Annotated in this window: 3 protein-coding genes; all 3 read right to left on the reverse strand. The window is 70.7% G+C overall.

Features of this window, described 5'->3' with window-relative positions; translation table 11 throughout:
• Positions 1-25: 25 nt before the first annotated feature.
• From JHAT_RS02710 to JHAT_RS02720, 3 genes are read right to left on the reverse strand one after another with little or no spacing between them, the layout of a single operon-like run.
• Complete coding sequence (locus JHAT_RS02710; RefSeq protein WP_077796395.1) at positions 26-6,829, reverse strand: DEAD/DEAH box helicase; 6,804 nt, start codon at positions 6,827-6,829, stop codon at positions 26-28.
• The gene (locus tag JHAT_RS02715) at positions 6,826-12,348 is read right to left on the reverse strand and encodes a hypothetical protein (RefSeq protein WP_077796396.1); all 5,523 of its coding nucleotides are present in this window, start codon (positions 12,346-12,348) and stop codon (positions 6,826-6,828) included. The genes JHAT_RS02710 and JHAT_RS02715 overlap by 4 nt, the downstream gene beginning before the upstream one ends.
• Entirely contained in the window at positions 12,345-15,458 is a 3,114-nt protein-coding gene (locus JHAT_RS02720; RefSeq protein WP_253195384.1) for a DEAD/DEAH box helicase, read from the reverse strand. Before JHAT_RS02720 ends, JHAT_RS02715 begins: the two co-directional genes overlap by 4 nt.
• Positions 15,459-15,559 lie beyond the last annotated feature (101 nt).

Genomic DNA, 15,559 nt, shown 5'->3' on the forward strand with positions numbered 1-15,559 from the left:
GGGGGGAGGCGTTCGTGCCGGGTGCTCACGAGGCATCGGGGAGCCTCTCGATGAGCGAGTCGAGGTCGTCGAGCCAGCCGGCCGCCGTACGGGCCGTCCATCCCGCGTCGGCATAGGCCTTGTCGCGGCGGAGGGCTTCCTCGTCGTCCGCGCCGTGCGGTACGGCGACGACGGCGACGCGCACGCCGGAGTCCTTCCAGGCGAAGTCGGCCGGCCAGCCGCGTTCGCCGAGTTCGAAGCCGAAGACGGGGGCCTGCTTGCCGTGTTCGGCGAGCGCGCGGGCGAGCCGGGTGAGTGCCGAGTCCGGCTCGTCCTCCTCGAGGAGGGGCAGGATCTCCTCGTCCCAGGCGGCATCGCGCAGCAGCCGGGCGACGGCCCGCTCGGCCGCCGAACCACCGGCCTCCGCCTCGGCGACCGCGCTCGCGCCGGTGGGTGTCGCCTCCCGCACCGCCTCCTCGGCCGGCGGTGTCTCCCGCGGCCGGTGCACGGCGATGAGGGAGTCGAGTTCGCCGATGCCGCCGGTGACGGCCAGCACGTCGACCGGGAAGTCGGCCGCGCGGCTGCCGGCCAGCTGGACACCGTCCCCGCCGGCGAACGCGAGGAACTGCAGCAGGTTCGACCAGTAGAGCCAGGCCCGCCAGCGCAGCTTGTGCGCGTCGGTGCCCAGGGCCTCGTCACGGTCGTCCAGCACGGCCAGCGCGCTCCACCGCACCGCGTGCGGTTCCTCGCCGTCGCTCATGTCGACGGTGAAGAGGAGCGGGAGCCCGTACGCGTCGCTCGCCCGCAGCACCAGAACGGGCCCGTCGCCCGTGACCGGTTCCCCGGACGGCTCGAGGCCCGCGCCGTACGCGTCGAGCGCCGACCGCAGTGCCTGCCGTGCCTGGGCACGGTCCGCCTGCATGGCCAGGGGTGCGGGCTCGGCCATGAGGCCGGCCACCAGGGCCCTGGCGCGGCGCCCCCACCGCTCCTTGGCCGAGTCGCGCAAGTAGGCGAGGAGCCCCTCGACGGGGTTGGCGAACACGGCCTGCGCGAAGTCGGCGCGCGCGCCGCCCGTCTCCTCGTACCAGTCCTTGGCCGCGTCCTGCGCGCTGCGCGGGTACGGCGGCCAGACCGGCTCGGCCCTCGCCGCCTCGCCCTTCTCGAACAGTTCCAGGTCGTCCCAGGTGAGCTGGAAGACGACGTGGTTCCTGTCCCGCAGCCGGTTGCGCTTCTCGCAGTCCGAGGCGATGCGGTTGTGCGCGCGGGTGGCGTGGTAGCGGTGGCCGTCCAGGTAGACGGTGACGTACTCCTTGGGGCCGTCCGTGGACTCGAAGGTGAAGTCGGTCCGGGTGTACTCCATGTCCCGCTGCGCGGTGAGCCGCCAGTTGGTGCCCTGGCCGAAGCGCAGGTAGCCGCTGGCCGTGCTGCTCTCCTCCAGGACGGCGTCGCTCTCCTGGCCGGTCCAGGTGCGCAGGGCGGCCAGGAACCGGGCCTCCAGGTCGGACTCGACCTGCCTGTCCAGGCCGATCAGGTCCGTGCTGGGCAGCCGGGTGACCTTCCACAGGTCGACGGGTCGCCCGTCCTCGTCGAGCACCGGCCCGCCGTCCTGGTCGACCGGACCCAGCAGGTCGTTGATGATGCCCAGGGCCTCGAGGCGGGAGACGGTGTCCTGGTGCCGCTCCTCGGTGTAGCGGTGCAGGCAGCGGTGGCAGGCGAGCCGGCCCTCGTCGCGGCACGGGCACGTCAGCAGCGCCCGCCGGGCGTCGGAGAGCGCCGCCCGGAAGTGGGCTGGGTCGGTGAGCCGGTGCAGGTAGCCGGTGCCGCCCGGCAGGCGGTCGAAGAGCACCAGGAAGTGCCGGGTCTCGCCGGTGCCGTGGTCGGGCATGCGCGCCAGGGTCGAGTCCAGGTGCTGCGGGTCACCGCCGAAGTGCTGGTCGACGCCGAGGCGCAGGGCCGCCCGGAAGGAGTGGATCTTCTCGTCGACCAGGACGGTGGCGGCGGGCAGCAGCACCCGCAGCGCCTCGGTGCGCAGCTGGTGCGCCAGCAGCACCGGCTCCTGCGCCACCTCCTGCGGGTTCTTCCCCCGGCGCAGCGGGCACCACGGCTGGTGGTGCTTCAGCTTCGGGTTGCGTGCCGCCGCGGAGTCCAGGGCGTCGGTGTCGTGGTCGAAGACGGGCCGCCCGTCGGCGGTCGCCGCGCCGCAGCCCGTGCACACGTGGAACGGCGCCATCCGCACGCTGTGCCCGGCGAAGTCGTCCTCCGCCTTCGCGTCGAAGCGCATCGGGCCGACGTTCACCCGCCGGACGACGGCCGTGCGGCAGAAGTCGACGCCGAACGTCTGCGTCTCGTGCCGCCAGGAGGTCTTCGGTTCGATGTCCTCCTTCGCGATGTCGACCGCGTCGATCACCGTGTAGTACCGCTGCTCACGGTCGTCCTTGTCGTCGCTGATCCGGGCGTCCTCGCGTTTGTCCCGAGAGGTGACGACGGCGGGCTCGACGACCTTGTGCAGGCAGGAGCCGTCGTCCGCGATCCGGGCACTGCCACAGCGCGGGCACGGCGAGCGGTCGGCCTCGGCGTCTTCCGTGCGCACGTATCCGCACTCCTGGCAGAACCGCCACAGCCGCCAGTCGGGATCGGTGGCGGTCCCGATCTCCAGGCCGGTGACCTGGTGCTTGTAGCCGTTGACGTAGAACGTGTTGCCCGGCGCGAACTCGGACAGCGCGTAGCGGCGGGGCCGCTCGTAGGCGCGCGGCTTGGACTTGTACGTCTCCCGGCCGGTCCTCTCGTCGACGCCCTCCGGCCAGTACAGCGTGGCGTTCAGCGTGGTCACCGCGTCGATGAGCGCGTAGTTCGGCAGCAGCCCGAGGTCGCACAGGGCCTGCTGGGCGGTGGTGAGCCCGAGGGACAGCAGCCGTTTGCCGACCGACCGGTGCTCGGCGTCCAGCTCGGCCTTCTGCCGCGCCTGCTCGTCGTCGCTGTCGTGCAGTTCGTCGCGCGCCTCACCGATCAGCTTCAGCCGGCGGCGCAGCACCTCCTCGCCGCGCCGCCACTGGCGTTCGGCCTCCTCCGCCGCGCTGCGCAGCCCGCGGGTGGCGTACGCGCGCAGTTCGGCCCGGGACCGGTCGCTCACCCCCGCGGGGAACAGGTCCAGGAAACCGTCGACCAGCTGATCGGCGTGGGCGAGGGCTGCCTCGACCAGGTCGGCGAGGTAGCCGGAGGGGCCGAACAGCTCGGGGGCCCTGGCCGGTATCGCGGCCAGGGGCTTGCCGTCGGGGCGCGGCAGGCGCCCGCGCGCGGCCAGGTCCAGCAGATGGGCCAGGTACTGGCGGCGCAGGATCTCGATCGCCGACAGGTGGCTGCCCGGCGGCACGATCCGCCCGGCGATCATCTCGCGCGGCTGGTCCAGGAAGTACAGGTCGCGGCGGCTGCGGTCGGGGATCGTCAGCAGGAACGCGTTGCCGGTGCGCCGACCGGCCCGCCCGACCTGCTGGGCGTAGTTGGCGGGCCGGCGCGGCAGCGCGGCCAGCACGACGGCGGACAGGTCGCCGATGTCGATGCCCATCTCCAGGGTGGGCGTGCACGACAGCACGTTGGGGTCCTTGAACCCGGTGCCGTGCTTGAACGCCGCCTCGACCCGCTCCCGCTCCGGCCGGTTGAGCATCCCGGTGTGCTCGGCGGTGACGACCTGGTAGGTGCCCGCCTTGCGGTACAGCCGCCGGTAGTAGTCGTCCCGGTAGTTGCGGTCCCGGTGGTGCACGCCCAGCTCCTCCGGGCGGTTCCCGGCGACCAGCCGGCCCCGGCGGCAGCGGTACGACGGGCACGGCTGCCCGTGCCACTGGTCCAGCAGCTCCGGATGGACCGTCTGCTCCCAGAAGCAGACCGGGCAGCGCACGAACGCCTCATTGACGACGTCGTCGCCGAGCAGCCGCACGTCGACCGCACCCGGCTGCAGCCCGTACACCCGCAGGCTGCCGTCGGCCGGGGTGCGCACCGACAGCAGCCCCGCCGTGACCAGCTCGGGCAGCAGCCGGTTCCAGAAGCCGGCCGTCTGCTCGCGGGGCAGGTCGAGGCAGCGCTGCGCCCAGCGTTCGTACCAGGACAGCCGGCCCGTCGCGAAGTCGAACTCGCTGTTGGTCTTGGGCTGGTCCAGGAGGAACACCGGGGCCGCGACACCGCGGGGGAAGGCGCGCATGCCCACCGGCCGCTTGCCCCAGATGAAGTAGCGGCTGGTCCCGGCCTCCCTCAGATAGCCGTCCAGCCACTTGTGGCCGATCGCGCCCCTGGTGCGCAGCCGCTCCAGGAGGATCCGCAGGAACGCGAGGTAGCGGGCGTCGTCCTGCTCGACGGGCGGCAGCCCGCCGCGCCGTCCCTCCTCCGCCAGATGTGCGCCCTTCACGAGCGCGACCGCCGCCCGCGTGTCCGCGATACGCACCTGGGCCGCCGCCGTCCGGGTCAGCTCCAGGGTGCGGCCGTTGCGGGAACGGAACCCGAACTCCATCAGCGCCTCGAAGGCGAAACGCTCACCGATCAGGTTCCACGTCCTGCGGTCGCCGCCGCGTCCCTGGCCGGACAGCAGCCGCTGGACGCCCCGGATGTCGTGCAGGTCGGTGGGGACGACCGCGGCGAGCGTCCTGCGGTCGGTGGTGGCCGCGACGACGTCCGCGATCAGGTCGTTGAGCGCGGTCGGACGCTCCTCCGACAGGTGCTTCTTGAACAGGGCGCGCAGGGAGAAGGTGTACGACCGGGAGGCGACGAACCCGGCCCGGTGCGCGGCGTCCTGCACCGAGTCGTTGAACATCAGCGTCTTGTCCTCGCCCTGCTCCTCGTCCAGCTCACCTCCCGTGAACAGCTGGGTCACCGAGGCCGCGGCGAGCGCCGCCGCACCCGTACCGAGGAAGCGGATCGCGTTGCGCGAGCCGCACGCCGGGCACCAGTCCTCCTCGGCCGCCGTGTTCGCCGTCTCGCCCAGGTTGACCAGCACGAAGGCCGAGTCGCCGGTGGCCGGGCGCGGCTGTCCGTCCCCGGGCGCGTAGTCCCTGACCGGGTCGGGCAGCCGCAGCGTCCGGTTCGGCCCGTCCAGGACGCGCAGCTGCCCGCCCCGGCCGGCGGAGAGCGCGGAGATGGCCCGCCCGCCGTCCACCCCGCGGCCGGCCGACGCCATCGGAGCGGCACCGGAGCCCTCGCGGGCCTCGGCGTCCGTCGCCGCGATCAGGTTGCGCACCCGCATCTTGTCCTGGCTGACCGAGGCCCGCCGGATCTTGTGAGAGTCGACCTGGACGTGGGTGTCGTCCGTCTCCGGGGAGAACACCGCCCAGCCCGAACGCCCGCAGTCCCGGCAGTAGACGGCGGGCAGGAACAGGTTCGCGGTCTGGCCGGCCGTCGCCGTGGTGACCGGCGCCGTCCGGGCGTGCTGCTCGCTCTGCCGATCCGTAGTGCCGGCCGCGTCCCACTGGAACTCCGCCTTCGGCCACGGCAGCACCCCGCGTACGAGGCGGGAGACCGAGCGGGCCCACTGGTGCACCTCGATCTGCACCAAGGGCCGCGGCCGCTCCGGCGTGGACTCCGGGTCGCGGGCGACGGCCAGCAGTGCGACGAACCGGGCGAGGGCGGAAGCGGCGACCTCCGGCCGTTCGGTGATCGTCTTGCCCCACGACCGCGCGCCCCTGCGCCACATCAGGTCGAGCACTTCACCGGTGGTGCGGACCTCGCCGTCCAGCGCCTGCATGACGGCGGACGTCAGCGTCTGCCGCTTCAGGTTCCGGCCCAGCAGGAACGGGTCCGTCTCGCGCGTGCCGGTCACCGTCTCGACGAGGTCGGCGAACTCCGCCTTCCCGAGGGACGGGTCGGGCAGCAGCGCAAGCTCGTCGGGGGAGGGGTCCGGCAGCGCCGGGTCGAAGTCGTCCGGCGGGATGAACTCGTCGACGCTCTGCCGGTCCTCACCGATGATCGCGTCCTCGGTGAACCGCGTCCCGAAGATCTGGGTCGCGACGTCGAGGAGCTGACGCACCCCGTCCCCGTCCGTGCCGGACGCGAGCGTCGCGGACGTGGCGACCGGGCAGATCCGCCCCAGCGGGTTCCCCGGCTCCGACGCCCCGACGGCGGCGGCCAGGCGCCGCAGCAGCATCGCCACGTCGGTGCCCTGGGCGCCGTCGTAGGTGTGGAACTCGTCCACGACGACGTACCGGATGTCCGCGCCGTTCCACAGCGCCGCGTCCTGGGAGCGCTGGAGCAGCAGGTCCAGCATCTTGTAGTTCGTGATCAGGATGTCCGGCGGCGACACCCACATGTCGGAACGGCGGGTGTACACCCGGTCGTACGTCGTCTCCGCCCGGTCCCCGATGTACAGGCCGGCGCGGAGCTTGCCGAGGTCCGCGTCGTGCGCGCACAGCAGGTCGTTGATGCGCTGCGCCTGGTCGGTGGCGAGCGCGTTCATCGGGTACAGGAACACGGCCTTGACGCCGCTGTGGCCCGCGTCGCGCTCGCGCGCGCAGTGGTCCAGGACAGGGTAGAGGAACGACTCGGTCTTGCCGGAACCGGTGCCGGTCGTGACGAGCGTCGGCCGCGGGGTCCGCCCGCCGGCCGACGACAGCCGCTCGAACGCCCTGGCCTGGTGGGCGTACGGGGTCCAGTCGTCCGTCCGCCGCCAGTCCAGCAGCTCCTTCCAGGAGTCGCCAGCCCGCGTGAACGGCGTCCGTATCCGCAGGAACGGCCCCCGGAACATGCCGGACGTCTCGTCCCCCAGGAACCGGTGCAGCGACTCCCGGGCGCCCTCGTCGGTCAGCGCGTACGTCGTCGACAGGTACTGCAGCAGGCTCTCCTTGAGTCCCTGCGCCTCGAGCGTCGGCCTCACTGGCTGGGAACCTCCTGCTTCACCGGGTCCCACTCACCCCGGGCGACGGCCTCGTCCAGCCGCCTCTGGAAGTAGGCGTGCGCCTCACGCATCTCCTTCTCCCGGTCGGCCTTGTAGAAGGGGGCGGTGTAGCCGTCGGGGACGGGGGCGTTGTCGGGGTCGGCGAGGTAGGCCTGGAACTGGCCCCAGGTCTCCTTGGTCTGCCGCTGCCCGATCGTGCGGGCGTTCCCGGCGAGCTTCCATCCCTCGGCGTCGAACCAGGTCACGGCTTCGTACTTCTGCAGCACGGGGAAGCGGCCCCGGTAGGCGGCGATGAGCGCGTCGGCGTCCATGCCGAGCCAGACGGCCACGAGGGCGTCGATCTCGACGAGGGCGGACCGGCGGGCGCGCTCGGTGCGGAGGGGGGTGCCGCGGTGCCAGTCGGGGGTGACGTCGTTGAGGGGCTGGAGGCCGGGCCAGGGGAGGGCCCAGCCCTTGTCAGCCACCCAGGAGGGCTCGTAGAGCTTCGCCCACAAGTCGGCGTATGCCGTCGTGAGGCAATTCATTCGAGCGGCTCGCAACAGTAGGTCAGAAGCGAGGGGGTGAGCTGGATGAGGGGCAGGAGTGGCTCTAGCCGACTGAGGGTGGAGATCGCTACGTGCCGTGGCGCGCAGGAAATAGTCCAAGGGCAGCGATGCAAAAAATCCTGCCAGCAGCATTGTGCTGCGCAGGTCTGGCATCGCGAGGCTGTAGAGGCCGCCGACGTGTGCGCAGCCGGGCGGAATGATCGCTGCGTAGAGTGCCCGCTCTGTATCCGGAGCGATCTGACGACGCCAAGCCAGCCGATAGAAGGTAGTGAACCGTCGTCGCGATCGGGCAATCAATATCTCGTCAACTTTGGTAGGGTCAGCGTTATCTGGCGACACGTGGTCGGACTGTGCGACCTGCTCGCGGGCGCGGGCTAGCGCTTTCTCTTCTTTACGTAGCCTTCTGAGGGCGGAGTAATCAACCCAGCGATCCTGAGCCGTTAGGAACGCCTGGGTTCGCCCCTTCGCTCGCACATATTCTGTGTCGGACACGAAACTAGGGGAAAGGGCCATCAAGTCAGCCCCGTATGGGTCGTTACTGCTGGCGTCGTGACGCTTGAAGATGGGAGTGGCGACGCTGATCTGTGTGCCCTTAAGGATCACATGGCGCCAGCGGTTGGGCTGATACTTGAGACCAGTGGAGGAATCCGGACGATTATAGTCGATCAGATTTTCCCTCTTGGCTCCACTTTCATGGTAACCAGCGCTGATCTGCGGGGAGAGGGCACGCAGCCGCAAGGGGTAGTCCGCCAGCGCACCAATTGCGCTGGCCTCCGCTGTGCTAACGGGGAATAGCAGTCGCGCCTGTTCGACCGGTCCGTCCTCTTCGTCCAGCAGGCGCTGCCAGACAGCAAGCAGATCTGTATCAACGTGAATGACCCGCGACCGGTGCGGTCGCTCGTCGAACTCGGCGTTACGGTAGCGGATGCCGGGGGCGTCGCCACTGCCGTCATGCGCGGCAGAAAAACGCAAGGCGTCAGCCGACACCAGCCAGGAGAGGTGGTCAAAGCCGATGTTCTGCTGGCGGCCGTATACGTGCACGCCGAAGTGCGTGGTATGTCCGACAGGCTTGGGGAAAAACCTCCAGACCGCGTTGACGAAGTCACCGTGAATGCGAAGTCGTCGGTAAGCGGCTTGTCTGAGTGCACCTTCTTTGTCGCCGGTGAAGTGAGTATCGGGGTGGACAAGTCCCGACGTCCCCCATAGCGACGCGTGGGCCCACACCTGGCACATGAAGGCCCGGTACAGGTCCGGCTGTGTGCCGGTCAGCAGCGGATAGACCTGCGACGCTCCGAAGACCGCGACCTGCCCAGTGACATTGGTCAGCTCGTCCAGCACGTACTGACGAGCCTTCGGCAGCCGCAGAAGCTCGGCCCGCCGCTCCTCCTTCTCCGCCGTCGACGCCCGCTCCGTGAGTTCGAACCACGGCTCGTGCTCGGCCAGCACCGAACCCTCGTTCCACCGGGGTCGCACCCACGGCGGATTACCCACCTGCAGATCGAACCCGCCCCCCTGCGCGAAGACCAGCGCGAAGTCCAGTTCCCAGTGCAGGAAGCCCTGTTCCTCCGCGATGTTGGTGACCGTGTGCATCCAGGGGAAGCGGGTCTCCGGGTCGGCGAGGTCCATCCCCATCAGGTGGGGGAGGTTCTTCTCGAAGTCCTTGAGCGCGTCCAGGTTGTCGAACTCGGTGACCAGGTTCTGCTCGTCGGGGTCGACGGTGCCGAGGAGGGCCTCGAGGAAGTCCAGCCAGTCGTCCAGCTCGACCAGCGGAATGGTGTCCCGCCACGTCCGCTGCTTGGACTGCTTCGGCGCACCCCGCCTGGACTGGCCGCTCGCCTCCACCGCCTGCAGGGCGATGAGCGGCTCGTCCTCCGCCGCTGCGGACACCAGCGTCTCCTGCGTCGGCCCCGACGCGAACAGCATGGTCTGCTCGGTGAAGCGCGGCTCCGGGACCGCCGCCGTCAAGCCCTCGCTGCCCTCACCGGGCCCCGTCGCGTCCCCGCCGATCAGCGGCACTCCCAGCAGACCACCGAGCGCGTCGGCGGAGGCCACCGCCGGCACCGTGGCGTCGTAGGCCCCGTCCGTGCCGTCCAGCAGGGACGCCTTGTCCGCCGGCCAGAACCACAGCGCGCACCACGCGTCCATGACCTTCTTCAGACGCCAGTACGGCGTCTCCGTGGCCTCGAACAGGTCGGCCATGACCTGTTCCTTCGGCACCGCGCCCGCCGCCGTGCGCAGGAAGTCGTACTCGGGGTCGCCCGGCTCGGCGCCCCACACGTCGATCTTGCGGGCGATCGCCGCCTCGGAGAGCCGCATGCGCTTGATGACGAGCGACCACAGGAACTCCGCCCGCTTGGCCGCGTCTCGCAGCCGCGTGAACTGGGAGGACGCCTCACGCCTCGGCCTGCCCGCCTTGTCGAGCTTGGGCGTGCCGTCCTTGTTCAGGTGCGCGGTGCTGCGCTTCGGCCGCTGGAGGATGCCCTTCTTCCAGGCGGCCAGGCGCGCCACCTCGTCCTTGGCGAGTTCCTTGGCCTCCTTGGAGCCGGTCACGGCCGCCCACCCGGGGCTGGGCAGCAGGAACTGGTGGACCGCGTCGGCGGGCAGCGGCTGCGGCTCGCCGTCCTTGAGGAACGGCAGCGGTGTCGGGGCGAGCGTGTTCTTCGCCGCGAGCCAGGCCTTCGCCGGGGAGGCGACGTCCTCGCCCGCGTAGACCGCCCGGCGGCCGCCGATCAGCGAGTTGCCTCGGCGCAGGTGCAGCCCGAACCACGGTGCCCGCATCCCCGGATGCATCGTGTTGAGCCAGAGGGAGACTTCCGCCAGCTCCACGCCCGTGGCGTTGAGGTCGACGCCGTACGCGTTGTGCAGGGCGACGTACGCCTTGACTTTCTGCTTCTCCGTCAGCGCGGACGAGGCGGGCAGGGAGACGCCCAGTTCGTCCTGGCGGCGGCGCAGGTACTCCTCGGCGACCTGGTTGATCGCCTCGTTGAGGAACGCGCCGGAGCCCAGCGCGGGCTCGCAGATCTTGTACTTCAGCAGCTCGGACGCCCGCGTCCGGACGACCTCGCCGTTCTCGTCGCGCTCCTGGTCGAGGAGGTGCTTGAGCGCCAGCTCGACGGTCACCTTGGTCAGGGACTCGGGGGTGTAGTACGAGGCGGAGGTCTCGCGGTCGCGGCCGGCCAGCCGGTAGACGAACTCGCCCACCTTGTACTTCTTCGGCCCGCGCAGGCCCTTCACCGCGTCGTGCTCGTCGTACTCGACCCAGGTCTTCTCCGGGTACTCCTTCAGCCGGTGGGCGGGCACCAGCCAGGAGCCCTTCTCCGGGTCACCGCCCTTGGCGACCTCGCACAGCTCCTCCTCGGCGATGATGCCGGTGTACGACATCAGGCCCTCGTACACGGCGCCGAGCTGGTTGATGCCGAGGTTGCGGTAGGAGATGAAGCCGCCGCGCTCCCCGCGCCGCCTGGCCTTCTTCATGGTCAGCAGCCGCAGCACCTCGTGCAGGGCGTGGTTGCGCAGCCGCAGGTCCAGCCACTTCGGGTCGGTGTCCTCGTCGCTGCGGGGGTCGAGGACACCCCGGCCGATGAGACGGATGGACTTCGGCTCGAAGAGTTCGCTGCGCAGCGGCTCGAAGCGCAGGCCGCGGTCCTCGCTGCGCCGCTTGGCCTTCAGCTTGCGGGTCTCCTCGTCGTCGTCCGGCAGGTCGTCGTCGGGTTCCGTCCCGTAGGGGCGGTGGCCGCGGTTGACCTTGTTGAACAGGACGTCGAGGGAGGCGAAGAGGTGGTGGCCGTTCCTGGCCTCCTCCTCGACAAGCTGCTCGTCGCGCTCGACGAGCTCCCGCAGCCGCGCCACCGAGTACCCGGCCTCGTAGGTGCCGTCGTCGGCGGGCAGGATGCCCAGCTCCGGGCGGGCCTCGGCGTACAGCAGGAACAGGATGCGATAGAGGTAGCGCAGCGACTCGCGGGTGAGTTCCTTGGCGAACGGCAGCTTCGGGTCCTCGATCCGCCGGGGCTCGATGCCGGCCTGCTTCAGCCGGGCGAGGACCTCGTTGGCGATGATCTCGACCGAGCGCTGCAGCCCCTCACGCAGTTCCCCGGAGACGCCGACCGCGTTGTCGCGGGAGGCCTTGACCAGGGCGTCGATGCCCGGCCCCTTGCCGTCCTCGGCGGGTGCGAGCAGCTCGTGGCTGAAGAGGGCGGCGATGGTCGCCAGCTCGCCGCCCTGCTTGCGGTCGTTGCGTTCCAGCGCGGCGTCCAGGTTGGCGGCGAGGAAGCGGCCCTCGCCCCACACCTGGCGGTCGGCCAGGACGATCACGCCGCCGCACAGCAGCAGCACGAAGCGGGGCGGCTCCCCGCCCGGCTCGCCCAGTTCGCTTTGGAAGAGCCAGGTGGCGAGGGACTGGCCGCTCTCGTAGACCTCGCTGCCGCTCACCCGCAGGGGGTGCTGCAGCCGGCCGGGGCCGTCCGCGTCCAGGGCCGTGTCGTTGCCGGCGGCCCAGCCGCACTCGAGGGCCACGATGCCGTCGCCGTGCCAGGCCGTGGTCACGGTGTGCTCGCGCCCGGCGCGGTGGACGGTCAACTGGCGCCGCTCGGGGGCGCCGGCGAAGCCGAGGGCCGCCAGTACCTTGTCGTGCCAGGCGCTGAGCCGCTCGCGCCAGTCGGCGTCGTCGTAGGTGTTGAGTCGGGCTCCGGCGGCGGCGCTGTTCTCGTCGGCGTCGTCCTCGGCGTCCAGCTTGGCGCGTTCGGCGAAGAAGTTGCGGTACTCCTCCGAGAGGTACGTGCCGCGCAGGGCGCGCAGCATCTCCCTCGGCGTGGGACGCGGGTCCTTCTCGTCGCCCTCCCGGACCGTCCAGGTGGCGAGGAGGCCCTTCTTGAGGTCCTGGCCCAGCTGCTCGGCGAAGTAGTGGGCGGACAGGTACTCGCCGCGGTTGGAGAAGGAGTCGAAGTCGGTGCTCATCGGGTGGTCTCCCCAGCGGCGGAGGTGGACAGGGGCTGCAGGACGCAGAGCAGGCGCAGCATGGGCGCTCCGGAGGTCTTCAGCGACTTGATGAGCGTCTTGCGGCGGCTTGCCGTGAGGTTGATGCTGTTGCGGCCCTTCGCCGAGCGGGCGGAGGCAAACAGGGCGTCCTGCTGCCACCGCGTCACGCGCTTCTCGTATGGGGCGAGCATCTCGTCGATCCGCCGCGTGTACTCGGCCTCTCGCTCACGCAGGTACCGTGCGGCCTCGTCGACCGCCCGGGGGACGAGCCGTTGTAGCGCCTCGCGCTCCTCTTCGGGGACGGCGCGGCCGGGCATCTTCGGGCCCACGCCGCACGCGTCGAGGAAGGCTGCGTCCATGCGTACGACACGGGGCGCGTCGGGCAGGCCGACGACGGCCATCCACTCCACCACGGTGGGGCGGCCCAGCGCGTTGGAGTGGATGCCCTGCACCAGGTGGACCGGGCCGGTCAGTTCGTCCGGCAGACGGGGGTCCAGCTTGGCCGCGGCGGCGGTGTCGGGACGGCAGGCGAGGACGAACGCCTCATCGTGGCGCAGGGACGCCAGCGCCTTGTCGGTCACCCACTCCAGCACGGGATGCACGTCCGAGACGTAACTGACGTTGGGCCACTGGGTCTTGGACGACTCCCGGGCCGCCTTCAGCCGCTTCTCCCCGAGCCCCTTGTCGAAGGTGATCCGCAGCCGGCCGGGGGCCTTGCTGGTGGGCAGGATGTTCTGCTCGGTCAGGTACGACTTGGGCAGTGCCTTGAAGCGGTACTGGAGGTCGGCCGGCGGCTCGAAAGCGATGGTGCCGTCGTCCTCGTGGCGCAGCTTCAGCTCGTTGTCCGCCCCCGTGGGGCAGATCTGGCGCAGGGCCTCCTCGAAGTAGGCGGAGGTGGAACGGAACAGGTTCGGGACGGTCGCGTACGCCACGTCGTCCTGGGCCTGCTTGGCGCCGATGTTGCCCATCAGCTTCCGGAGCATCGACGGGGCGCCGCCGCTGGACCGCTTGATGGACTCCTCCACCGTGCGGCCGGCGAGCAGGTCGCGGGTGAGGCGGTTCTCCTCCTCCTGCGCCCGGTACAGGCCGGTGACCGCCTCGGCCGAGCCGTCGATCCGGTGCGCCTCCTCCTCGCGCCTGAGGAGCTTCGCGCCGACCAGCCGGTCGTCGAGCGGCAGGGCCTCCCCGGTCTCCGGATCACGGCGCCACTCCACGTCGCTGGTGAGGACCAGGGCGCGGAACTGCGGCTTCTCCTTCTGCCCGTAGCGGTCGACGCGGCCGTTGCGCTGCTCGATGCGGATCAGCGACCAGGGCAGGTCGTAGTGGACGAGCTGGTGGCACTCCTGGTGGAGGTTGACTCCCTCGGAGGCGACGTCTCCTGTGAACAGGATGCGCACCGGGTCGTCGCGCAGCCCGAACTTCTCGACGATCCGCTTCTGCTCGTCCTCGTTGGTGGCCTCGCCGTGCATCACCTGCACCGCTCCGCCGTACACCAACCAGGGCCGGTTCTTCTTCTCGCCCGCCTCGACGGATCCACTCTTCTGGAATCCGAGCCGGGCGGGCACGACCTCGGCCAGCCAGGTCAGCGTGGGGATGCGCTCGGAGAAGACGACGACACGGGTGTCCGAACCCGGACCGACGCCGATCTTCCTCAGCTGCTCGACCAGCGCGTCCAGCTTCGCGGAGTCCTCGTCCCCGATCTCGCCGACCAGCCGCTCCAGCTCCACGATCGCCTCGCGCTCGACCCTGAGCGCGGCCTCGCGGGCGGCCAGGTCTTCGTTCTTCTTCACCTTCGCGGGCCTGGCCAGGTAGCGGCGCCGCGCCTCCAGCGACTTCTGGAGCGCCTTGTGCGAGGAGAGGAAGGCCTTGAGGAAGTTGTACGCGGCGAGCGGATCGGCGCAGACCGAGGAGGCGGCCGGATCGCGCGGGATCCAGCGGGCGGCCAGCTCCTCGAAGACCGCACGCTCCTTCCTGGTGGCCTGTGCGGGGACGGGCTCGGACGGGCCGCGGTCGGCCCACACCCCCTTGAGGGAGTCCCGAACCTCCTTGTCCGTCTTGGTGCGCCGGATGTAGAGGTGGTCGAGATCCTTCACGTCGTAGTCGGACGGGTTCGCGATCGCCGCCTCGTCCAGCATCCTGATCAGCTCGGCGAACGACTCGGCGTCGCCGTTGTGCGGGGTCGCCGAGGCGAGGATCAGCGCGTCGGTGCGGCGGGCCAGCAGGCGGGCGAGGTCGTTGTTCTTCGTGCCGCGGTTGACCAGGTTGTGGGACTCGTCGATCACGACGGCGTCCCACTCGGTGGAGTCCAGGTGGTGGGCGTACACGTCACTCTTGAGCGTGTCCACGGAGATGATCGCCCGTTTGAAGTACGCGAACGGGTTCCGTCCCGCAGGGATGTCCTGCTGGATGCGCTGGATGCCCGTGGAGTCGAGCCGGACGAGCGGGATGGAGAAACGGGTCCACAGCTCGCGCTGGAACTGCTCCAGGACGTGCGCCGGTGTGACCACGAGGATCCGCTCGCCCCGCCCGCGCCGGATCAGCTCGGCCAGCAGGATGCCGATCTCCAGCGTCTTGCCGAGGCCCACCACGTCTGCGACGAGCACCCGCGGCTGCGGGTTCTTCATCGAGAGAGCCAGTTCGGCCGGCCGAAGCTGGTGGGTCTGCTTGTCCATCAGGAAGCTGTCGGCCAGCGCGAGCCCGTGCTCGGTCTGGGGCAGTGCCGTCTTGCGGATCACGGCCTCCAGGTAGAGGCGCGCCTTGCGGTGGTTGGGGGAGTCGTCGGGGACCAGCTCGGTCTTCCGCGGATCGAGCACCTGGATGTCGTCGAGCCGGCTGTAGAAGACGGCGTCGGTGCCCCGCACGAACGGGGAGACGCCGGTCACCTCCACCATCCAGCCGTCCCGCGCCGTGGGCGCGACCTTCCGGACGAGCCACTGCTCGTCGCGGACCCGGACCTGGGCGCCCGGCGCGTAGGCGACCGCCCCGCCGTCCGGTCGCGCCACGTCCCCCGACGTGTCGAGGACGATCCCGTCCTCACTCACCGCGTCGAGCACGTCCTGGCCGTCATCGTCCTCGGCAACGATGGTCACGTGCTGCTCCATTTCCCGCCCTCGATCTTCCTGAGCCGCCGTCGTGCACGGCTCGTCCGCGTCCCTGCTGATCGCGTGCCACCGGCCCCGTGTCTCCCACG

It is taken from the genome of Streptomyces sp. JHA26 (genome assembly GCF_002005565.1).
Taxonomy (GTDB): domain Bacteria; phylum Actinomycetota; class Actinomycetes; order Streptomycetales; family Streptomycetaceae; genus Streptomyces.

What these genes read in the sequence shown, in the direction of transcription:
- JHAT_RS02715 (WP_077796396.1), bottom strand. Translation starts at nt 12,348, where the DNA reads ATGAGCACCGACTTCGACTCCTTCTCCAACCGCGGCGAGTACCTGTCC.